We start from the raw sequence: 21,835 nt of genomic DNA, 5'->3' as shown, positions 1-21,835 counted from the left end.
TTAGAAATTCTGTGTTATGTATTTACTGAATAAATTTTTTGGTCATTTTGCTAAAGATATAGGTGTTGATCTGGGAACAGTCAACACCCTTATTTATGTTAAGGATCGTGGCATTGTGGTTAACGAACCTTCTTTAGTTGCGGTTAATAAAAAAACAGGGCAGGTTTTAGCTATTGGCCGAGAAGCCCAAAAAATGTTGGGCCGAACACCTAATCATATTGTAGCGATTAAACCTTTGGCTAATGGCGTTATTTCTGATTTTGAAGTGACCGAGCAGATGCTTAAGCATTTTTTCCAAAAAGTTCACGGTGAGTCTTTTTATATGGTGCCTCGGCCTCGGGTAGTTATTGGAATTCCATCGGGTGTAACCGAAGTAGAAAAAAGAGCGGTAGAAGAAGCGGCGCGCAATGCCGGCGCTAGAGAAGTTATGTTGATAGAAGAGCCTGTGGCGGCGGCTTTAGGCGCCAGATTGCCTGTTCAGGAAGCTTTGGGCAATATGATTGTAGATATCGGCGGTGGCACCACGGAGGTAGCGGTTATTTCTTTAGGTGGTTTAGTGGCGGGGCGAAGTTTAAGAATAGCGGGCGAAAAACTAAATGAAGATATTATTCAATTGGCGCGCGACGACCACAATTTACTTTTAGGACCTCGTTCGGCCGAAGAGGTAAAAATAGCAGTGGGTAGCGTTATAGATTTAAGTGAAAAACTTGAAACCACTATGCGCGGGCGCGATTTAATAACTGGCTTACCCAAGGAGGTTATTATAACTTCCAAAGACGTTAAAAAAGCTATATTACCATCCGTTAAAACTATTGTGGATATGGTTAGGGAAATTGTAGAAAAGACTCCGCCCGAACTTTTGGGTGATATTATGAAGCGGGGTATAGTTTTAGCGGGCGGCGGCAGTTTACTGCGCGGCATAGATGAATTAATAAACAAGGAAACAGGCATTGCGGTTAAAGTGGCCGATGATCCTTTAACCGCGGTGGCTCGTGGTACGGGTATAGTTTTAGAAGATACAGAAAAATATAGAGAACTTTTAGTCTCAAAGGACTACACTACTGCGCCGAAAGATTAATTATGTCTAGTTGGCAGAAAATTGTTATAACTCTTTTTACGGCGACCATCTTATTTTTTTTAGATAAAGCTGGTTTCTTTAGTTTTTCAGTAAACTTGCTAAACCGATTTGGCGTGGCGCCCATCACCAAATCAGTTTTTTATATAGGTGAAGAAAGCAGTTTTTTATTTAAAAATGTTTTTGGGGTAAGAAATTTAATAAAAGAAAATATTTTTTTAAAAAGTGAAAAGGATTTTTTCAGGGGAGAATATTTTAAAATTTTGCAGTTAAAAGAAGAAAATGATTTTTTGCGAAAAGCTTTAAGTTTGGGCCAGAAAGAATCTAAAAAAATAATCTTGGCCGATACCCTGTCTCTGGATCCGTTTCAAGCCGGAGATTCTTTATTAGTAAACAAAGGCGCTAAAGATGGTGTTAAGGTTGGCAACTCGGTTATTCTTTCGGGAAATATTTTGGTGGGGCGTGTTAAAGAAGCTCTGGCTAAAGAAAGTCGAATTATTTTAATAACATCGGCCCAAAGCAAGGTTACGGCTGTTTCGGAAGATGGTGGAGCCAAGGGTGTGATAACGGGTTCGGCCAGCGGAGCTCTCAATTTAGATTTAGTATTAAAAGAATCAGAATTAAGGAGCGGACAAGTTCTTTTGAGTTCCGGGCTTGATGGTTTTTTTGAAAGAGGTTTTTTAGTAGGAGAAGTTACCAAGGTCAGTAGCAGTGATTCTGCTCCTTTTAAAAAAGCTTTAGTGCGACCCTTTTTTAATACCAAGGATTTAAAACAGGTTTTTATAGTTATTTCCGAATAGTTGCTTATTTATATTTTTTCCTGCTAAGATTTCTAAATAATTAAAATATTTCATTAATATGGAACCACAACAAGAAACAAACAACACATCTCCTTTAAAAAGTTCTTTATCTATTCCCATATCTATTGTAGTAGCCGGTCTTTTGGTGGCTGGCGCGGTTTGGTTTAGGGGTACGGGTAATGTTGATACTACAGCCCAAATTGGCGCAAAACCGGTTAAAGTTGAATTAGGCAATTTGCCTGTATTGGGAGACGAAAAAGCCAAGATAACTATTATTGAATTTGCCGATTATCAGTGCCCTTTTTGCGGATTCTTTTTTAAGGATGTAGAACCCATATTACGCGAACAATATATAAAGAATGGCCAAGCCAAGATGCAATGGCGCGATTTCGCTTTTTTGGGTCCAGAATCTTTTTGGGCGGCTGAAGCGGCTAGATGCGCTAACGATCAAGGCAAGTTTTGGCAATATCACGACCTATTATTAAATAGGCAAAAAGGCGAAAACGAGGGCGCTTTTAGTAAAGAAAATTTAAAAAAATTTGCGAGCGAGTTAGGTTTTAACAGCGAGGAATTTGATTCTTGTTTGGATACTGGAAAATATACCCAAGCCGTTAAAGATGATACAGATTATGGTCGTTCAGTTGGTGTTTCTGGTACGCCAGCAACGTTTATAAATGGAGAGTTAGTTGTGGGGGTGGATAGATCAAACCCATTTGCTCAGTTTAAGGTTGCTATAGATAAATATTTAAAATAATTTAGTGAGCAGAAAAAGAATCACAATTTTAGTAATAGTTTTATTAACCGGCCTAGGTATTTTTTGGTTTATCAAATCACCTTCAGAAAAACCAGGCGAAGCTGTACCTATTCAACCTAACGAAGTTATAAAACCGGGCGAACCTTTACCGGGAATATATCTTACCAGCCCGCCTGTTTCTGGTTGGCATTATGCCGATAAAGCTAACTGGGGGGTTTATACCGAGGAATTGCCGGATCAAACTTTAATAGCTAACTTGGTGGCTGGCGGTGTTTGGATTTCTTATCACCCTGATGCCCCGCCAGAAATTATTGATAGTTTAAAAAATATTGTGGCCAAATACAAAACAGGTGTGGTTTTGACCCCAAGAACGAACAACGACAAGCTTATTGCTTTAACAGCTTGGGGTAGGTTAGATAAATTTGATTATTACGACGAAGCCAGAATTTTAAAGTTTATAAAAGTGTACAAATAATTTTGTTCTTTAAAACAAAAAGAAAGAAGGCAGGCCATGTCTCTATTGCTGGACATTTCTACTGTTACAAAAATATCTAGAGAATATACTGGCGTGATCATTATTAATTTTCCGGAGATGGATATAGTTAATAGGGTTTTTACTTTTATAGCAAATACTCCAGAAGATGCTCCGCCAGGAGCAGTTATTTTTAAAGACTCATTACCTCTTATTTTTTTTCAACTAAAAGAGAATGTCTTTGTTTGGGAATCTGAAGTTAATTATGGCGCACGCACCGATTTTATTTCTGGATTCTTTTTTGAAGCGATTAAGCTTGGTGTTATGAGTATAGTTGATTTTGTTAGACAGAATCAGACCCTACTTTTAGGTTATACGGCAAAGATAAATCTTCCAGTATCAAGATCTGTGATTTGGGAAGTAGAAAATCAATCAGAGGCTTTGCACGGAGTCATCTGCCTAGTTTGTGGTAAAGAAAAATGGTTAGAAAAAATATAAAATCCCGCTTGGCGTTTTTGCCTAAGCGGGATTTGTTTTTGGCTCCGCGGGTTGGATTCGAACCAACGACCTCCTAGTTATCAGCTAGGCACTCTAACCGGCCGGGGCTTGCGGCCCTTAAGTCAGCACTCTGAGTTACCGCGGAACACGATTGGTGGGCGTGACTGGATTTCCTGACACCAGCTTCAATCGGATTTCTCCAACTGTCCAGAGGAGTCCTTTCAGCCGCACGCCCATTAAATTTTGGTGCCGGGGAGCCGGGTTTGAACCGACACAGTCTGATCCACAGTCAGCCGCTCTGACCAATTGAGCTACCCCCGACACTTATTTATCATGAAGAACTTTATCATGAAGAACAGTAAAAATCAGTCTAAACCATAGCCAATCCTGTGTCAAACCCTAGGCCTAAAAAGGACCGCCCTTCCGATAAATACCCTAAGGAATTATAATTATTGAATGCAACGTAAATTCACTTTCTCTGTAGGGGAATATTATCATATCTACAATCGAGGTGTGGATAAGAGGACTATATTTGAATCTACAGGCGAATATAGACGTTTTTTGATGCTCCTTTATCTTTGTAATAACAATGACCGTGTAGATATCAATGAGCTTCTTTTGGAAGGGCGGTCCTTCCCAGATATTTTTGATGTAAATACTGGCGATGATATTACTGCTTTAGGCGCACATGTATTAATGCCGAATCATTTCCATTTACTTGCAAGAGAAACTGTAGAAGGTGGACTCTCTAAATTTATGGGAAAAGTATCCACCGGTTATTCCATGTATTTCAATAAAAGACATGATCGTAGCGGTTCTTTATTTCAGGGAAGGTTTCAAGCAAAACATATTGAAAGAGATGAATATCTGAAATATATTTTTGCCTATACACACTTAAATTCTATTAAGTTGATTGAACCTAACTGGAAAGAAACTGGTATTAAAAATAAATTAGCGGCCCAAAATTTTTTAAATGGTTATAATTATTCCAGTTATCTTGATTATGTAGGTGTTCAAAGATTAGAGCAAAAAATTATCAACAAAAAAGCTTTTCCAGATTATTTCGACGGTGTAAAGGACTTTGATGATTTTATTCTTGATTGGCTTTCCTATAAAGATTGCCAAAAATAGCAGGAAATCTATCGGAAGGACCGCCCTTCCTGAAAAACGTTGTTGTTATTTGGCTTTTTTGTATGTTATTATTTTCTAGTAATAGATTAAACCTAATGCCTGCTGAAAAAGAAAAGGAGGATATTAAAAATCTTAAAAAATCTCAAGTAAAAAAGCCAAAAAGAACAACTTCTTGGCTCCATTTAGAATCAAGCGTTAAAAGAAGCGTAGTGGGCGTTCTTTTGCTGGCTGTGGCTTTGGTAACTACCTTAGCTTTCTTTGGCTTGTCGGGATCTTTTTCCGAAGCCATTACAGCCGGTGCCGATTATATGTTTGGTTCCGGTAGTTTCTTTGTGCCTTTAACGATGTTTTTAATGTCGTTTTTTATTTTAACTTCCGACAAGAAAAAAATATTAGGTTCCACTATAATCGGGGGCAGTGTTCTAATTTTAAGTTTTTTGGGCTTGATGGAAATATTTTCGCAAAATCAGGCTGGCGGTAAAATGGGTTATTATTTTGGCTGGCCGTTTAGGCAGATGTTTGGTTTTTGGGGTTCTTTAATATTTTTTGTGGCGTTTTTCTTTTCGGCTATGTTGATTGTTTTTCGTTTGCCTTTGAAAGATCAAATAAAAGAAAAATTTGTTTTTAAGGCGGACGAAAATGGCGAAATGATTCCAGAAAAAAAATTAGTTTTAGAAAAAGGTTTAGTAACTAAAATTGCAACGTTAGCCAGCAAAGCTAAACTACCTCAAACCGCTAAAAAAGTTGAAGCGCCCAAACCGGCTGAAGACACTGTCACTATAAATTCTCCTCAAGGTACGTCAGTAATGGCCAAGTCAGATGAGGTTTCAAAAAAGAAACAAGAAAATATGGCGAGCGGATTTAGTGTGTTGCCACTTTCCGTTAACTATAAATTTCCACCATTAGATTTATTAGAAGACGAAGGCTCTATGCCGGTGACGGGCGACATTAAGGGCAATGCCATAATTATTCAGAAAACTTTAGAGAATTTTAATATTCCGGTAGAAATGTCGGAAGTTAATATTGGCCCTGCGGTAACCCAGTTTACTTTAAAACCAGCCACTGGAGTCAAACTGGCTAGCATATTAGCTTTGCAAAAAGATTTATCTTTAGCCCTAGGCGGAGAATCTTTAAGAATAGAAGCGCCGATTCCGGGAAAATCTTTAGTGGGCATAGAAATACCCAATCAAAAATCTATGGTGGTGCGTTTAAAAGCTTTGCTTCAGGGTTTTGAGGCTTCGGAGCATAAAAACTTTTTAAATATTGGTTTAGGCAAAGATGTTTCTGGCCGGTCGATGTGGTCGGCTTTAACCAGAATGCCTCATCTGCTTATTGCGGGCGCCACGGGTTCGGGTAAAAGCGTAGCCATAAATTCGTTAATTGTTAATTTGCTGTATCAACATTCGCCAGAAATTTTACGCTTTATAATGATTGATCCTAAAAGAGTTGAATTAACTTTGTATAATGGTATTCCGCATCTTTTAACCCCAGTTATAGTAGAGCCTAAAAAAGCGGTGTCGGCTTTAAAATGGGCGACTTCAGAAATGGAAAGAAGATATAGCCTGCTTTCCGAAAAAAAAGTTAGAGATATTGGCGGTTTTAATTCTCAAGTTGATGCTAAAAAAGGCGACGATTTAATGCCTTATTTGGTTATCATTATAGATGAACTGGCCGACTTAATGTCTACTTACGGGCGTGAAATAGAAGCTACAGTAGTGCGTTTAGCGCAGATGGCGCGGGCGGTGGGCATACATTTGGTTTTAGCCACACAGCGGCCCTCGGTAGAAGTTATTACGGGTTTAATTAAAGCTAACATTACCACGCGCATAGCTTTTGCGGTGGCTTCGCAAATAGATTCACGGACAATTATAGATTCGGCTGGCGCCGAAAAACTTTTAGGCATGGGCGATATGCTTTTTGTAACTTCTGATTCGCCCAAGCCCAAACGTATTCAAGGCACTTTTGTTTCGGAAAAAGAAGTTAAAAAAGTTGTTTCGTTTATAAGATCTAATCTACCCGAAGACGCGCCTGATGCTAATCCAGAAGAAGCGCTTGGTTTGGAAAAAGCTGTCTCAGATCATAGACCAATACTTACCGGTGTAAGTTTTGATAAAATGGATTCTAGTGACGAAGATGAACTTTTACTCCAAGCCAAAGAAGCTATTATGCAGGCTGGTAAAGCTTCGGCTTCTTTACTCCAGAGACGATTAAGAGTCGGCTACGCCCGCGCCGCAAGATTACTCGATATTCTAGAAGCTCAAGGCATGATTGGTCCCGGTGAAGGGGCTAAACCTAGAGAGGTTTTAGTAAAATCAGAAGTTCCACCAGAAGCTATAGATATACACACAGAAGAGGAAAACAAAGAAAATTTTTCCTAATAGTTTTTTAAAACCACTCTGAGTCTAATCGAAGAGTGGTTTTTTATTGTTAACAACCACCCCTCGATCGGGCAAAAAGTGTTAACAATATATTTGAAAAGTTTATAAGGTTTATCTTGATACTTAGTCTCTGTGATGCTAGTCTGATCTTATAGTTTCTCGATAATTTTTAATTTTTATATTTAAATTTTAATTTTGTAACGTGCCCATCGCTTATACCAAAGACAATCTTAAACTAAATGATTATCTTACAGAACGTAGGCTGTTTTTAAAAATTCGCTTTGGCGATTTAGTAGCCAGGACCGGTATTCCGGCCAAGCACTTAAAAAAAATTGAAAAAGGCGAGTGGTGCGATTTGCCTTCGGGAGTTTATGTAAAAGGTTTTTTAAAAAAATATGCTCAAGTGGTGGGTCTAGACGAAAACGAGCTAGCTTTGCGTTATGAAAACGAGTGGCAGCAAATTTGCTATGTTGATTTGCCTAAACCAAAAAATAAAATATTAAACCGCCTAAATTTCTTAAAACAAGTTTCTTTTAGATGGCTTGTTTTGGGTACTGTCGGTGTTTTTGTGCTATTTTATATTGGCTGGCAGTTTAAAGTTATTCTAGAAAAACCAGATTTAAATTTGAACTATCCTACTGAAAGCGATACTATTGTGGATAATCCCAAGCTAGAATTTAAGGGTAAGGTTTCGCGGGATTCGGTTTTAACAATAAATAATGAAACGATTTTTGCGGGTGAAGACGGCTCGTTCGTTAAAGAGATAGAGTTGCTCAATGGTATTAATACATTCGAAATAAAAGCAGTTAGCAGATTTGGAAAAGAAAATAAAGAAATTAAACGCGTAACTTATAATCCTTAAAAATAAAATTCGAAGCACGAAATCAGAAATTCGAAACCCGCCTCTGTTAAAACTACGGCGGGCAAGCAAATCCAAATAAGTGATATTGCTGTGCCCTACGAAGCTTTAGCGAAGTAGGGTTTCGGATTTCGATATTCGAATTTCGAAATTTAGTAAGTATGGCTAAAAAAATAACTCAAGAGGAAAATATTTCAGTAAAATCATCAATTAAAGGTTTGCAGGAAACAGTCAAAGAAATTAGAGAGCGTTTTGGCGAGGGTGCCATAATGGCTTTGGGCGACGCGCCTAAAGTAGATGTGGAAGCCATACCAACTGGTTCCATATCTTTAGATTTAGCATTAGGTGTAGGTGGCATACCCAAAGGCAGAATAGTAGAAATTTATGGCCCTGAAAGTTCTGGCAAAACAACTTTAACTTTGCACATAGTGGCCGAAGCCCAAAAGCGCGGCAGTTTAACAGCTTTCGTGGATGCGGAACATGCGCTTGATCCAGACTACGCCAAAAAAATTGGGGTTAATACAGATAACCTTTTGATTTCACAGCCGGATAATGGTGAGCAGGCTCTGGATATAGTAGAGGCTTTAGTAAAATCGGGCAGAGTAGGCGTGGTGGTGGTAGATTCGGTGGCGGCTTTAACGCCACAAGCCGAAATAGATGGCGAGATGGGCGATATGCAGATGGGTTTGCAAGCCAGGTTAATGTCTAAAGCACTACGCAAGCTTACGAACATTGCGGCTAAAAGCGGTACCACTGTTATATTTACAAACCAAATTCGTATGAAGCTTGGTGTTATGTTTGGCAACCCCGAAACCACGCCGGGCGGCAACGCTTTAAAGTTTTTTTCTTCTATAAGAATGGATATTCGCCGTATTGCTCAATTAAAAAGTAAAGAAGAAATTGTGGGCAACCGCGTGCGCGTGAAAGTAGTAAAAAATAAAGTGGCAGCGCCGTTTAGGCAGGCCGAATTTGACCTTATGTATAATCAAGGTATTGCTTCTTTAGCCGACATTTTGCATACCGGCGTTCGCTTGGGCGTTTTAGATAAATCTGGTTCGTGGTATCAATATGCTGGGCAAAAAATAGGGCAAGGCACCGAAGCCTCGGTAGCTTATTTAAAAGAAAATATTAAAATCTCGAGTGAAATAGTGGAAGAAATAAAAAAGAAGTCTATAGAAACTCAAATAGCCTAAAGCAAAAAAGCTCCGAGAATAATCAGGGCTTTTGACTATAGCTTGATTTTATTTTAAGATGCAGGCATTGTTTCCAAAGATAGTTCTTTAATAAAAGGAGGTTAATATGTCTCGTGGGGACGATCCAATTGAGGGTGTTTTTGATGGTAATTCTGATCTTCTTCATATATATTTTCGTGATATAGAAAACTCTGGAGGTCTTCCAGCGGAAAGGGAACAAGAACTTGCCAAGCTTATAAAGCTTGGAGATGAAGAGGCTTTAAACGAACTAATTAAGAATAATCTTCGTTTTGTGGTGGATGTGGCCAAGAAATATATTAACAAGGGTTTGCCTCTTAGCGATCTAATTCAAGCTGGTAATAGCGGTTTGATTACAGCTGCTCAAAGGTTTGACGGTAACAAAGGCTTTAAGTTTATTTCTTACGCAGTTTGGTGGATAAGGCAAGGAATTCTCCAAACTCTTGCGGAGCATGCGCGCATTGTTCGTTTGCCGTTAAATAAGATTGGTGAATTAGACAGATTAAATAAACTTGAAGCGAGTTTGGTTCAGGTATTAGGTCGGATTCCTAAAATAGAAGAAATTCTTTCGGAAAGCGAACTAAAAACTAAAGAAGATATAGATGACCTAAGAGAAATATCACAGAAACCCATTTCTCTAAATTACGAAGTAAATGATGATGGCAACATGACTTTTTTGGATAACCTGATAGATGATGACCCTTTGCCAGATGAAAGTATTGAAATTAAGGAGAGAAGCCATGCCATTCTTGTTGCTGTAAGAGAGTGTTTAAACGACAGAGAATATTATATAATAAAACGTTATCATGGTTTGGACGGCGCCGAGCCTCAAACTTTGGAAAAAATAGGCGAAAATATAAATCTGACAAGGGAAAGAATTCGGCAACTAAAAGAACGTGCTTTAGGTAAACTTCGATCTCATTTTGCTAGAAATAAATTAGAAGTTCTTTTTTAATCTCGTGTAAACAAATCCCGCACCTTTTTAACTAAAAAAGATGCGGGATTTTACTTATTAAGCTTACCTTTTATGTTGCGTAAACGGCAGTAAGCCGGCGATGCGAGCCCGCTTAATGGCATTAGCCACTCGGCGTTGGTGCTTAGAACAGTTGCCGGTACGAGTTCTAGAAGCGATTTTATATTGATGGGTTAAAAAACTTTTAAGCCCAGCCGCTTCTTTAAAATCCACAACGTCAATATCGTTGGTGCAAAAATAGCACTGTTTTTTTTCTACCTTTTGTTTTTTGGTATGTGGTTTATACATTTAGATTTTTAGAGTGTAGAAAGCAGATTATAGTCAGAGAAAATCTTTGACCCCCACATTCTCTACCTACCATCTTCTACTTTCCAGTATCCAGTTTAAAATGGTATATCCGAAATATCAACTTCTTCCGCATCCTGTTCTATTATAGGTATATTTTCTTCCCGCGCATTCTGCGAGGCGGCTTTTTGGTTTTGTCCTTGTGGTTTATTGGCTACGGGAGTATCTGGCCTATTAGATGTAAAACTTGCTCCGCTTGTTTCGCCAGCTGTTTTTGGCCCTAATTGAATGCCTTCGGCGACGATTTCGGTTCTATATTTTTTTGTGCCATCTGGCGCATCCCAACTGCGGTTTTGGATTCTGCCTTCCACCAAAACCATTTTGCCTTTGTTAAGATATTTAGCGCAGATGTCGGCCATTTTGCCAAATACAACAACATTATGAAATTGGGTGTCTTGTTGTTTTTGCCCGTTTTTATCATTCCAAACTCTATTGGTGGCTACCGCAAAACTGGCCACGCTTCCGCCCGATGGCAGAGAACGCACCTCGGGGTCTCGGGTTAAATTGCCCAGGACAAATATTTTGTTAAGATTCATTTTTAGCTTTTAGCTTTTAGCTTTTAGCTTTCTAGGAATTTTCTAGGAAGCTAACGATCTAATAAGCTAATCTTGCTATTTAAGTAATTCTTCTATTTTTTTATCAACTTCTTCTGTATTAATTTCTACCGGCGGTTCTTTTTGTACAACTATCGGAGCAGTTTCTAAAACAGGTAATTGTCTTCTTTCGGTTCTGTATGGGCGTGCTTCAAAAACAGGCAAGGGTTTTGTTTTCTTTAACATTTTTTCTGATTTAGCTAAAAGCAGGTAGCGCAAAATATTTTCGCTGTGGCGTAATTTAATTTCAATTTCTGGAGGAAAAACACTTTCTTCTGCGCCGGAAAGTTCCAGATCTACGGTATGACCTTGAATACAGTGCTTTATAGGGTACGGCAAATATTCTCCCAATTTTATTTTAGAAAATGTGATTCCAAAACCGCCTTTAGCCATGGCCTCGGTTGTTTCGGAAACAAATTTATTGAGACCATCTTCGTTTAAAGATGGTTTTAAAACAGTATATAGTTCGTATAGTTTCATTGACGAGAGTTTATCAGTTTTGTTGAGTATAGTCAATAAAAATGAGTGATTTCAACCCCACCCTTGAGATTTTAAGGGTGGCTCTTGACAAGAGTTATGATATAGACTATACTTATAAACATAATTGTTCTTAATATAGGCGGCGACGGCCTATGACGGTCGCGATTCAGGGGTTTTTCAATAAGGAGGTTTTTGCTATGAGTGCCAAGACGAACAAGATAGTTCGCCAGGCGGATGTTGCGAACGAGCGCAAGCAGTTCGTGCATATGCGCCAGACGGCCATCGGAAAAGAGGAGGTCATGGTCCTGAGAGACGAAGAGACTGGAGGGTACGGTGTTCTTTGTCCGGGAGATAAGATTTTGACTTTCCTCTACACTCAGGCGAAAGCCAGTGGAATGGTTCTCGCTCCCGGCCAGATCTTCCGCTACAAGGAAGGAAGTGGTGGTCACCAGCTCGAGTGCTGGATTACGTGCTACCTCGATCATAACGGCTGTGCGCGGTATAGCCGTGATGATGCCACGCAAAAAGCGCGGAGAGAGCGGATCCAAGACGAGAGCATGGAAATGGCGGGACTCAAGAGGCATGGTCTCGGCGACGACGCCATCAAGACGCTCAAGATGGCAACCCGCGTGGGGTTAATACTCCCCTCCGTCGTCTGGCTCGCGAATGCGCTCCAGATGCAGGGCGGAGGAAGTGTGGTGAGGAATCTTCTCACTTTCGTCTTCAAAGGCGCGGGGAAATTCGTGGAAGAGGACTTTCGCAGTGTTCTCGACCACATCGGTTTCGAGCCTCCGACCGAAACCGGTAGGGACTTCGTCTCCGTGTGTTTCGGAGTGAAAGCCCTGCTGGTGAACATCAACTTCGGTGGGATCGGGGTTGTCAAAGGCCTCGTCGACAGCAATACCACTGCCGAGGTGGTCGAAGACCTCGCTGAAGGCGAGATCGGGGTTGATGGTGATCCCGTCGGCAATGGCCATCTCGAAGCAGAAGAAGAGGCCGAGTTGGTCGGCACCAACTGAACAAGAAGTAAGTAGTACCTAGAGAGGTTTCTAAACAGGAGCCTCTCTTTTATTTATTCAACACTAAGTGTTGAATAAATACCCTGAACAGAGTCTGCGAGTTGAAAGGGATTATCATGTACCTCAATGTTAAACACTGGATGTTTAACATAAGAGAGTGCTTGATTAGCTATTTATGTCAAATTAGACTTCCTAATTCCCGATTTCTGATACATAATTCCAGCATGACCTCTCAAGTTGAAGACATAAAAAGTCGTTTAGATATTGCCGAAGTTATTCAGGGCTATTTAAAGTTGCAAAAAGCTGGTGCTAACTGGAAGGGCTCGTGTCCTTTTCATCACGAAAAGACACCTTCGTTTGTGGTAACGCCCGCTCGACAGATTTGGCATTGTTTTGGTTGCGGTGAAGGAGGAGACATTTTTTCTTTTGTGCAAAAAATGGAGGGTTTGGAATTTTACGATGTGTTAAAAATGCTGGCCGAGAAAGCCGGAGTTAAATTAATAAAACGCGATCAAGATGTGCAGTTAGGCTCGCAACGAAAAAGAATTTACGAAGTTTGCGAACTTGCTACAAAGTTTTTTGAACGCCAGTTATTATCTCGCCCAGGTTTAGGGGCAGTAGAATATTTAAAAGAAAGAGGAGTAACTAAAGAATCTTTAACTAACTTTAGAATTGGTTGGGCGCCTGATACTTGGCAATCGTTACATAATTTTTTAAGTTCCGAAGGTTATACCAACGATGAAATAGATAAATCGGGGCTGGCTGTAAAAAGCGAAACCACGCGTGAATATCACGATAGGTTTAGACACCGCATAATGTTTCCTATAGCCGATAGTCAAGGGCAGGTGATTGGCTTTACGGGCAGAATTTTCGAAAAAGTAAAAGGTAAGACTGTGCACGAAGATGCCGGAAAATATGTAAATACTCCAAGCACCATTTTATACGACAAATCGCAAGCGCTTTATGGTTTAGATAAATCTAGAACGTATATTAGAAACGAAGGTTGTATACTTCTCGAAGGCACAATGGATGTGCTTATGTCGCATCAGGCTGGTGTAAAAAATGTGGTGGCTACTTGTGGTACGGCTTTTGGCGGAAGCCACGCGCGCATAATAAAAAGATACACCGAAAAATTAATGTTGGCGTTTGATGCCGATGAAGCGGGGGATAGTGCTTTAAAAAAGGGCGTTAATATGGCGATAGCTTCGGGTTTAAATGTTTCGGTAGTTTCTATTCCTTCGGGCAAAGACACGGCCGATACTGTAAAGGAAAATCCAAAACTTTGGAGTGAATCGGTTTTAAAACCGGTGCCGTATTTAGCGCATATTATAAATAGATCTTTAAAAGATTTTTCTGGAACTTTGGAATCTAAGAAAAATGTTTTAGCCAATGTTTTGCCATTTATAAAAAGTATTATTTCGCCATTAGATAGGGATTATTGGTTGGAAGAACTTTCTCACAAGGCCGGTATAGCTAGAGACGTTTTAAATTTAGAGTTAAGACAGTTAGTTATTCAGGATTTTAATCAAAAACCGCAGGTTCCAAATATTGCTTTATCTAAAGCTATTATTTCTCCCAAAGATTTGCCGGGTTTACGTCAAGAAGAGTATCTGTTATCTTTAATACTAAGATATCCAGACTTAAAAGGCCGCCTTGGCAATGAGGAGCTAGAATTATTCTCCCAGCCAAATTTATTTTCGCTGGCCCAAAGTCTGCTGGCAAATAACGACGCTAAAATTCCGGACTCGGCTGATTCTCGCTTAATTGCTATGAGCGAGCTAATAGCCGATTTTAATATAGATCCGGCAGACGAATTTGCCAGAACTCTTGTTAGTTTAAAAAAACAAAGTTTGCAATCCAAGCTTAAAGTTATTCAAGCCGATATAAAAAAAGCTGAAGCCGATGGCGACAGCCAGGCTTTGAATCTTTTGCTTATAGAGTTTAGTGAACTTACTCAAAAATTATTAAATTTGTAGCTAACTTATGATGTCCGCCTTCGCTCCCTAGGAGCCCTGCCTGCCGGCAGGCAGGTTCGGCAGGTGTTCATATTTTTAGCTGAATTTGCATCCAAATTTAGAAAAATTTATGGCCCGCCTTCGCCCGCATTTATCAAGTAACGATAAAGAACCAAGCAAGGCTACTGCGGACACATATTTTTAACTATTCATTTAATTCATAGAAAAATATGGCAAAAAAAAATAAATCTAAAAAGTCCAAAAGAAAAGTCAAACCAAGAAAGATCTCTAAGAAACGAGTTAAGTTTAAAAAGCGCCGCTCAAAAACTAAAGTTAAGGTGCCAGTTGTGACCGAAGAAAAACTAGCCGATTTAGTTAGGCGTGGCAAAAGCCGGGGTTTTATTACCGAATCGGAAATTATTCAAACTTTTCCCAACATCGAGCAAGATATTTCTGGTTTGGAACATCTTTATCGCCACTTAGAATCTATAAACATAAAGATAATCAGTGCGCAAGAAAGGTTAAATTTGGTACCCGGCAAAGAAAAAACAAAAAAATCAGATTCTCATACAGGTTTAGGGCCATTATTTGATTCGGTTCAAATTTATTTACGCGAAATAGGCAGGGTTCCACTTTTACGCGGTCCAGAGGAAGTTGAACTTGCTAAAAGAATAGAAAAAGGCGATCAAGAAGCTAGGCAAAAATTAACCCAAGCGAATTTGCGCTTGGTGGTTTCGATTGCCAAAAAATACGTGGGTAGGAGTTCGCATTTAACCTTGCTTGATTTAATTCAAGAAGGAAATATTGGTTTAACTAAAGCCGTAGAAAAATTTGATTATACTAAGGGTTATAAATTTTCTACTTATGCTACATGGTGGATTCGCCAAGCAGTCACGAGAGCTCTGGCCGACCAAGCGCGCACTATTCGTATTCCGGTGCATATGGTGGAAACAATTTCTAAATATACTCAAGTTAAAAGAAGACTGCTTCAAGATTTGGGCCGTGAACCTTTAGCCGAAGAAATTGCTCAAGAAATGGATATGGACGTAACCAAAGTTAGGCATATTCAAAAAATTACGCAAGAAGCGGTTTCTTTGGAGTCGCCAGTGGGTGATAGCGATGAAGACAGCACTTTGGGCGAACTTATAGAAGACGAAAAAACTTTATTGCCTTCGCAAGTGGCAGCTCAACAGTTATTGCGCGATCAAATTAAATCTATAATAGACGATCTTTCGCCCCGCGAACAAAAAATATTACAAATGCGTTTTGGTTTGGAAGATGGGGCGACGCATACTTTAGAAGAAGTAGGCAAAGAATTTGGCGTAACTCGCGAACGCATACGTCAAATAGAAGCGAAAGCCTTAGACAAAATACGTGGCCACGAGAGGATTCATAAGTTGAGGGAGTATTAATTAAGAAACTAACTTTCTTAACTCGCAATATTCACAATCTTTTTCACCGCAGAGTTTGTTCCAAAATTTTAAGTTTAAAATTTCATTTGCGCATTTAGTGATAGTTTCTTTAAGTGCTTTTGTTTCTTCGTTAGAAATTTCAAAAACCTCTCTTTTAAAGGCAGGCTTGCCCCGAGCGGCTTGCCCCGAGCCTTGTCGAGCGGAGTCGAGGGGTTCAGTGAAGTCAATTGCACCAGCCAGCATATTATATTTTTTGTTGGGTAACATATCTAAAAGCAATTTGTAGAAAACAAGTTGTCTAAAATAATTACCATCGGCGTTTTTGGTGTTGCCTAAAATTTCGTTTCGGCTTTTGGCGGCTCCAGTTTTGTAATCTACTACTGTAACAGCTGGGCTATTTGGTTTTAGTTCTAAGCGATCTAGTTTTCCGCTTAGTTTTATTTCTTGCGCGCCTAAGTTAAAACTAACTCCTTTAATGTTGTATTCGTTTACTGTTTTTTCGGGCCAAGAATCTTTATAAAAATTATAATAGGCGGTTAAACTTTCTATTCCTTTTTTAAGCAAGGTTTCATGATCCTTCGGTATTAAAGGGTAATTTCGTAAATCTTCTATAAATTTTTCTATTATAAATTTAGAGCCTATTTTTTTATTTTTTTCTTTCTCATCAAAAAAAAGCTGTAAGGCCTTGTGCTTGGCGTTGCCATAAATTAAATAGTTGGCTTGGGCTTTGGGTATGCGAAGCAGATTGTTATAGAAAAAATTCCAGGGGCAGGTTAAATAATTATTTAGCGAGGTAGGCGAGAAGCCACGGCGCAAAAATATATCTACCACAAAAGTTTTTTCATTTGTTTTTGGTGCTTTGTTATTAGAAATTGAAGCTAGTACAATTTTTTTAATTTCTGGATTTTGCTCAATTATATGTTCTTCTTTTAAGGCGGGATCGATTTCGTTTATAAATTGGCTAGGCACTTGCTCTTTGCCGTCAAACGAAGAAGTGGAATAACTTATGTAAGCTTCTTTTTTGGCTCGAGTGATGGCCATATAAAACAATCTGCGCTCATCCTCGTTTTTTTCTATTTTATCAGCATCAAAGCTTGTTTTTATGGGGAGTTTTATATGGCTCATATTTCTTTTATTGCCCCAATGGCCATTGTAGGCGCCTATAATAAATACATAATCAAATTCTAGGCCTTTGGCTCGGTGAGCCGTCATTAAGCGAACATTTGCGGGTAATGTTTTTGTTTTAATTTGAATAGGCAAGTTATGTTCCCTTAAAATTTCTAAATGATTTAGATAGTTTGGTAAAGAAAAATTGTGGTTAGCAAAATTTATTTTTTTAACTTCGCTAAACAAAGCATGAAGTTTATTTAATCTTTCGTTGTAATTGGCCTCGGCCAGTATGTTTTTTAAAAAACCAGTATCGTTTATTACTTTTTCAAAAAATTTAACAAAAACATTATTACGGCTATATTTTTTAAGCTCACCTATTTTTTTAAATAGGTTAGACACATTAGGCGAACTATTAAAATCTTTTGATTCTATGGCTTTATAAGCTTCTAAGGGGTTTATATTTAAAAAATCTAGGTGTAAGGCTGGAGCTAAAAATTCTAAAGAAGGAAAGTTTTCTATGGCATCAAAAAGAATATTTAGTTTTTTAATATCCATATCTTCTAATATGTTTTCATCGGATTCTATGCCGTGTTTTATATTCTGTTTAGTTAAAAAGTCGGAAACAGAAAAAGCATCTTTATTTTCTCTATATAAGATTGCAATTTTGCTAGCTTCAACCTTTTGCCTTAGAAGTTCTTTTATTTTTTGAGTTATAAAAAGGTATTCTATTTCGGGTGTAGCGCAGGTTGCCACCTGCAGGACCGACCTTCTAGGAAGGTCGGTCCTGCCTTTTTGGGCTTGGAGTTTGGTTAAAGCCAAGACAGCTATATTTTTTTTTATTAAGCTATGTGAGGCATCCAATATTTTTTGGGTAGAGCGATAATTTTGTTTTAATTCTACTAATTTCGCTTTTTTAAACTTTTCTTTAAAATATAAAAAGTTTTCTAAACTAGCGCCTTGAAAACGGTAAATAGCTTGTTTTTCGTCGCCTACCACAAACAAGTTTGGGTTCTCATCATAATTGGTTAAAAGCTCTAAGGCTTTATTTTGGGCGCCGTTGGTGTCTTGGTGTTCGTCTACTAATATGTATTGGTATTTTTCTTGAAGGTCTAACAAAAAATCCTTATCTTTTTTGAGCGAATTTATGGTTTCCAAAATCATATCTTCAAAATCGTATAGCTTTCTTTTTGAAAGTTCGGCTTGATATTTTTTATATACCAAAGATAGTTCTTTTAAGCGTTCGGTATTTTTTTCCTCTTTGGGGTCTTCGAGATTTATTTTAGAAGTTATATTTTTAAATTCAACAGGACCAATACCTTCGCTTTTTAATTGGCGGATGTTTTTTAGTATTTCGGTAACGTAATAATACTTACTACCGAATGGCTTCAAATTCTTAAAACCATGCTCGTCTATAATCTTTCTAATAATTTGTATTTGATCTACTTGATTAGCATTGGTGGAGCCAATTATTTTTGGAAAGTTTTCTGGGTAATCTTGGATAAGCTTGTTACAAAAACCGTGAAAAGTATGGATATTAATGTAGTAGCTAGGCGTACCGATCAAACTGGTTAGACGACGCCTCATGTTGGCGGTAGCAGATTCAGTAAAAGTTAAAGCTAGAATATTTTCGGGGTTGGTGTCGGTTTTGTTTAAAATATTAGCAATCCGCAAAGTTAAAATTTGTGTTTTTCCCGTACCAGGGCCGGCTATAACCATAACCGGTCCCTCAATTGTCTCCACCGCTTGGCGTTGTTCGGGGTTTAAGGCGCCTAGTTCTTTTTTAAATCTAGAGAGATCCATATTGGTTACCATTTAATCATTTTTAGATGGTCGTTACAATCTATATATACGAAGTATTAAAAGATAAACTTAATTGTCCATAAAAAATGTGATAGCATTAAAAGTGGACAATGGCTTATACAATCACCAAAATTATTCTCAAAACCATATTTGGCAAATATTTTTTTGATCCGTTTTACATTCCAATGGTCAAGACCACTAGATCGGGTAGAGGTTTTAATTATAATATTAAGGTTAAAGGTGTTAGTTCCAGGAAAGTTTCAAAGGTGTTATGGCGGTTACGTCAAACCAAGGTTTTAGAATTTTTAGAGGAGGGTGATGATAAAGTCAAAATTATTCTTACCGAACAAGGCAAGAAAAAGATTTTAGAATATAGGTTTGATAGCCTGGTTATAAAAAAAGCTAAAAAATGGGATGGCGATTGGCATATTGTCGTTTTTGATATTCCAGAAAATAAAAAATCGGCTCGCAATGCTTTGGGAGAAAAAATGAAAAATTTGGGTTTAATACCTTTCCAGAAAAGTGTTTGGATTTATCCATACAATTGCCAAAACGAAGTTGATTTTATCGCTGAAGTTTTTGGAGTAGGTAAGTATGTTCATTATATTGTTACCAAAAGTATAACCAATGACAATTTTTTACGCAGTAGATTTGGTTTAAATTAGAAAATTAGAATAATAGTAAGTTGTCCATTTTTAATGTGATCGCCTGAAAAGTGGACAAGTAGTTGATCTGTCTGTTCTATGCGCACGTATTTGATATTTATATTTATTTATAGTATACTCTTGTCGTTCTTTAAATCATTCATTTTTTAAAAAAAGAAAGGGGTTTTGTATGAAAAAGGCTGTAGAATCAAAGAAGAGAGAATCTCTTCTTTCTTTGGAAAAGCCACCGCAGGTCATTGAGATGTATGTTGGGTTTGAAAAAGTTAAGTTGGGCAATGACCCAATATATTATACAGCTCACTTGGGACACTGGTTGAGGGAGTACGGAGTTACGAGTGCAGAAGAATCAAACAAATCATATAAAGATATTTCTTTGCCCAAGGAAGTAATAAGACTCTTGGGAGTATCAATAGCAGATATTTTTGGAAATTATGCGTTTTTATTTCCAGAAGTAAAAGTTGAAGATCTTGAAAGTATAGTCGAAGCTCTCAAGCAGGCTAGTTGTATTTTTTGGGATAGGCATGGAAAACATAGCGAAGATTTCCATGAAATGAGATTGGTAGAAAGTCTTGATAGTTACAGTTTACTTCGCGGCCGTCTTTTTGATTTATTAGATGGAGGAATGTCTTGCCCAAGGAAAAAAGAAGAAGTGGAAAAAATAGCAGAGTACTTTGTTCTTTTTTGTGAAGGCGATAGAAGTGTTTTAAAAGAACTTGCGATGCAGTATTTTTTTACAGGAAGTAGATTCGAAGATTATAGGCGTTCTACACCCTGTGATGACTGACTGATTTCAAGTCCTCAAAGTTATAAAAGCTCCCATTAAGGGAGCTTTTTCTTAAGATATCTTGCTGTGCTATTATAGATCTATTATGTCTAGTAAAACCATAATCGTTTTAGGCAGATCGGGGTCGGGTAAGGGCACGCAGGTTAAGCTTTTAAAAAAGCTTATAGAACCCTGTCTTTATATTTACGCCGGCGATCTTTTTCGTTTATTAGAAAAAGAAGAGACTTTAGCTGGTAAAAAAGTTAAAGAAGTTGTGGATTCTGGTGGTCTGCCCCCAGAGTGGATTGCCGCTTTTTTATGGCAGAAGGAACTAGTTTATAAATTAAAAGATGGAGAAAATATAATTTTTGACGGCTCACCTCGTCGTTTAGATGAAGCCAAAGAAATAGACGAAGTTTTAAGTTGGTTGGGTAGAGTAGATATTAAAGTTGTTTTAATAGATATTACAGAAGACGAAGCAGTAACAAGGCTTTTAAAACGCGGACGCAAAGATGATACCGAAGAATCAATTCGTCATCGTTTGGAATGGTTTAATACCGATGCAATGCCAGCTATAGAATATTACGAAAAATCGAATAGGTTGATTAAGGTTGATGGTATGGGTAGTATAGAGGAAATTCATTTGCGAATTAAACAGGTACTGGGGTTATAAAAAACATTATCCCTCGCAGACGATATAGAGCCTCTTTATTTTATAAAATAGTCTTCTCCATAATGCTGCTCGGGACAATGTTTTTTAAATTTTTTACCATTACCATGATACAAATCAAAACACCAGAAGAAATAGAAATCATGCGCCAAGGAGGAAAAATCCTGGCGCGTGTTTTACAAGAGCTTTCTTTAGAAGTAAAAGAAGGTGTTAGTTTAGGTTATTTGGATAATTTGGCCGAGAAGCTTATTTTGGGTTATGGAGCTAAATCTTCTTTTAAGGGTTACAAACCTGCTGGCGCTAAAAAAGCCTATCCGTCTGCTTTATGCGCTTCTTTAAATTATGAAGTTGTGCATGGCGTACCCGATGATAGGGTTTTAAAAAATGGAGATATTATTAGTTTAGACTTAGGAGTTTTTTATAACGGTTATCATACCGATAGCGCTGTAACTTTTGGCATGGGTGAAATTTCTGAAAAAGCTACACAACTTATATTGGTAACCGAAGGCGCTCTGGATTTAGCTATTAGTATGATAAAGCCCAATATTTATTGGGGTGATATCGCTTGGGAAATGCAACGCCATGTGGAAGCGGCCAAGTTTTCGGTGGTAAAAGATTTAACAGGGCATGGTGTAGGCAAAAATTTACAGGAAGATCCGTTTTTGCCTAACTATGGCAGTAAAGGCGATGAACCACTGTTAAAAGAAGGCATGGTTCTAGCAATTGAACCAATGGTAACAATTGGTAAATCTGCGGTAGAATTAGGCTTAGATGGTTTTGTTTATCAGACAAAAGACAAAAGTTTAGCTGCGCATTTTGAACACACAGTTGTTGTTACAAAAAAAGGTGCGGAAGTTTTAACAAAGTCGTAA

The 21,835-nt window shown here is 38.2% G+C and carries 21 protein-coding genes and 2 tRNA genes; 17 read left to right on the top strand and 6 right to left on the bottom strand.

Annotation, left to right across the window (positions count from 1 at the left end; genetic code table 11):
- The first annotated feature begins 16 nt into the window (after positions 1-16).
- The 5 genes from Q8Q95_01310 to Q8Q95_01290 are packed head-to-tail and all read left to right on the top strand — an operon-like array spanning position 17 to position 3,599.
- Positions 17-1,078 (top strand): rod shape-determining protein, encoded by a 1,062-nt coding sequence (locus Q8Q95_01310; GenBank protein MDP3764237.1) that lies wholly within the window; start codon positions 17-19, stop codon positions 1,076-1,078.
- Between the two features lie 2 nt (positions 1,079-1,080).
- A complete protein-coding gene (mreC, locus tag Q8Q95_01305) occupies positions 1,081-1,875 on the top strand; it encodes a rod shape-determining protein MreC (GenBank protein ID MDP3764236.1) in 795 nt (264 codons plus the stop codon).
- A gap of 58 nt (positions 1,876-1,933) precedes the next feature.
- Complete coding sequence (locus tag Q8Q95_01300) at positions 1,934-2,629, top strand: DsbA family protein (protein MDP3764235.1); 696 nt, start codon at positions 1,934-1,936, stop codon at positions 2,627-2,629.
- 4 nt (positions 2,630-2,633) lie between these two features.
- Positions 2,634-3,104 (top strand): DUF3105 domain-containing protein, encoded by a 471-nt coding sequence (locus tag Q8Q95_01295; GenBank protein ID MDP3764234.1) that lies wholly within the window; start codon positions 2,634-2,636, stop codon positions 3,102-3,104.
- Between the two features lie 36 nt (positions 3,105-3,140).
- Entirely contained in the window at positions 3,141-3,599 is a 459-nt protein-coding gene (locus Q8Q95_01290) for a hypothetical protein (protein MDP3764233.1), read from the top strand.
- Positions 3,600-3,638: 39 nt separating this feature from the next.
- Here the strand turns inward: Q8Q95_01290 and Q8Q95_01285 are convergent.
- Positions 3,639-3,744, bottom strand: a tRNA-Ile gene (locus Q8Q95_01285).
- Positions 3,745-3,843: 99 nt separating this feature from the next.
- Positions 3,844-3,921 (bottom strand) — tRNA-His (locus Q8Q95_01280).
- 134 nt (positions 3,922-4,055) lie between these two features.
- Between Q8Q95_01280 and Q8Q95_01275 the strand changes: the two genes are divergently transcribed.
- The 5 genes from Q8Q95_01275 to Q8Q95_01255 all read left to right on the top strand — a co-directional run bounded on the left by Q8Q95_01275 (position 4,056) and on the right by Q8Q95_01255 (position 10,133).
- Positions 4,056-4,730 carry a transposase gene (locus Q8Q95_01275; protein ID MDP3764232.1) on the top strand — a complete coding sequence of 225 codons (675 nt, stop codon included), beginning with the start codon at positions 4,056-4,058 and terminating at the stop codon, positions 4,728-4,730.
- 95 nt (positions 4,731-4,825) lie between these two features.
- Positions 4,826-7,108, top strand: coding sequence for a DNA translocase FtsK (locus tag Q8Q95_01270; protein ID MDP3764231.1), 2,283 nt, complete (start codon positions 4,826-4,828; stop codon positions 7,106-7,108).
- Between the two features lie 202 nt (positions 7,109-7,310).
- A complete protein-coding gene (locus Q8Q95_01265; protein MDP3764230.1) occupies positions 7,311-7,970 on the top strand; it encodes a helix-turn-helix domain-containing protein in 660 nt (219 codons plus the stop codon).
- A 158-nt stretch (positions 7,971-8,128) separates the two neighbouring features.
- Positions 8,129-9,160, top strand: a complete 1,032-nt coding sequence (recA, locus tag Q8Q95_01260) for a recombinase RecA (protein MDP3764229.1) — start codon at positions 8,129-8,131, stop codon at positions 9,158-9,160.
- 106 nt (positions 9,161-9,266) lie between these two features.
- Complete coding sequence (locus tag Q8Q95_01255) at positions 9,267-10,133, top strand: RNA polymerase sigma factor RpoD/SigA (GenBank protein ID MDP3764228.1); 867 nt, start codon at positions 9,267-9,269, stop codon at positions 10,131-10,133.
- Between the two features lie 63 nt (positions 10,134-10,196).
- Here the strand turns inward: Q8Q95_01255 and rpsR are convergent, their stop codons facing one another.
- The 3 genes from rpsR to Q8Q95_01240 all read right to left on the bottom strand — a co-directional run bounded on the left by rpsR (position 10,197) and on the right by Q8Q95_01240 (position 11,569).
- Entirely contained in the window at positions 10,197-10,439 is a 243-nt protein-coding gene (gene rpsR / locus Q8Q95_01250) for a 30S ribosomal protein S18 (GenBank protein ID MDP3764227.1), read from the bottom strand.
- 95 nt (positions 10,440-10,534) lie between these two features.
- Positions 10,535-11,032 carry a single-stranded DNA-binding protein gene (gene ssb, locus Q8Q95_01245; GenBank protein MDP3764226.1) on the bottom strand — a complete coding sequence of 166 codons (498 nt, stop codon included), beginning with the start codon at positions 11,030-11,032 and terminating at the stop codon, positions 10,535-10,537.
- A 75-nt stretch (positions 11,033-11,107) separates the two neighbouring features.
- Positions 11,108-11,569 (bottom strand): 30S ribosomal protein S6, encoded by a 462-nt coding sequence (locus Q8Q95_01240; protein ID MDP3764225.1) that lies wholly within the window; start codon positions 11,567-11,569, stop codon positions 11,108-11,110.
- Positions 11,570-11,721: 152 nt separating this feature from the next.
- Between Q8Q95_01240 and Q8Q95_01235 the strand changes: the two genes are divergently transcribed.
- From Q8Q95_01235 to Q8Q95_01225, 3 genes are all read left to right on the top strand, one after another.
- Positions 11,722-12,588, top strand: coding sequence for a hypothetical protein (locus Q8Q95_01235; protein MDP3764224.1), 867 nt, complete (start codon positions 11,722-11,724; stop codon positions 12,586-12,588).
- A 224-nt stretch (positions 12,589-12,812) separates the two neighbouring features.
- Positions 12,813-14,564 carry a DNA primase gene (dnaG, locus tag Q8Q95_01230; GenBank protein ID MDP3764223.1) on the top strand — a complete coding sequence of 584 codons (1,752 nt, stop codon included), beginning with the start codon at positions 12,813-12,815 and terminating at the stop codon, positions 14,562-14,564.
- 209 nt (positions 14,565-14,773) lie between these two features.
- Entirely contained in the window at positions 14,774-15,955 is a 1,182-nt protein-coding gene (locus tag Q8Q95_01225) for a sigma-70 family RNA polymerase sigma factor (GenBank protein ID MDP3764222.1), read from the top strand.
- Here the strand turns inward: Q8Q95_01225 and Q8Q95_01220 are convergent, their stop codons facing one another.
- Positions 15,956-18,865, bottom strand: a complete 2,910-nt coding sequence (locus Q8Q95_01220) for an ATP-dependent DNA helicase (GenBank protein MDP3764221.1) — start codon at positions 18,863-18,865, stop codon at positions 15,956-15,958.
- Between the two features lie 110 nt (positions 18,866-18,975).
- On the opposite strand from Q8Q95_01220, the gene Q8Q95_01215 reads away from it, so the two are divergent.
- From Q8Q95_01215 to map, 4 genes are all read left to right on the top strand, one after another.
- Complete coding sequence (locus tag Q8Q95_01215) at positions 18,976-19,530, top strand: hypothetical protein (protein ID MDP3764220.1); 555 nt, start codon at positions 18,976-18,978, stop codon at positions 19,528-19,530.
- Positions 19,531-19,699: 169 nt separating this feature from the next.
- Complete coding sequence (locus tag Q8Q95_01210; protein ID MDP3764219.1) at positions 19,700-20,314, top strand: hypothetical protein; 615 nt, start codon at positions 19,700-19,702, stop codon at positions 20,312-20,314.
- Positions 20,315-20,399: 85 nt separating this feature from the next.
- A complete protein-coding gene (locus tag Q8Q95_01205) occupies positions 20,400-20,966 on the top strand; it encodes a nucleoside monophosphate kinase (protein MDP3764218.1) in 567 nt (188 codons plus the stop codon).
- 62 nt (positions 20,967-21,028) lie between these two features.
- Complete coding sequence (map, locus tag Q8Q95_01200) at positions 21,029-21,835, top strand: type I methionyl aminopeptidase (protein MDP3764217.1); 807 nt, start codon at positions 21,029-21,031, stop codon at positions 21,833-21,835.

This window comes from bacterium (genome assembly GCA_030697795.1).
Lineage (GTDB): Bacteria > Patescibacteriota > Minisyncoccia > JACQLN01 > JACQLN01 > JACQLN01.
Note: the sequence above shows the minus strand (reverse complement) of the source record. Positions and strands in the feature narration are given on the sequence as shown.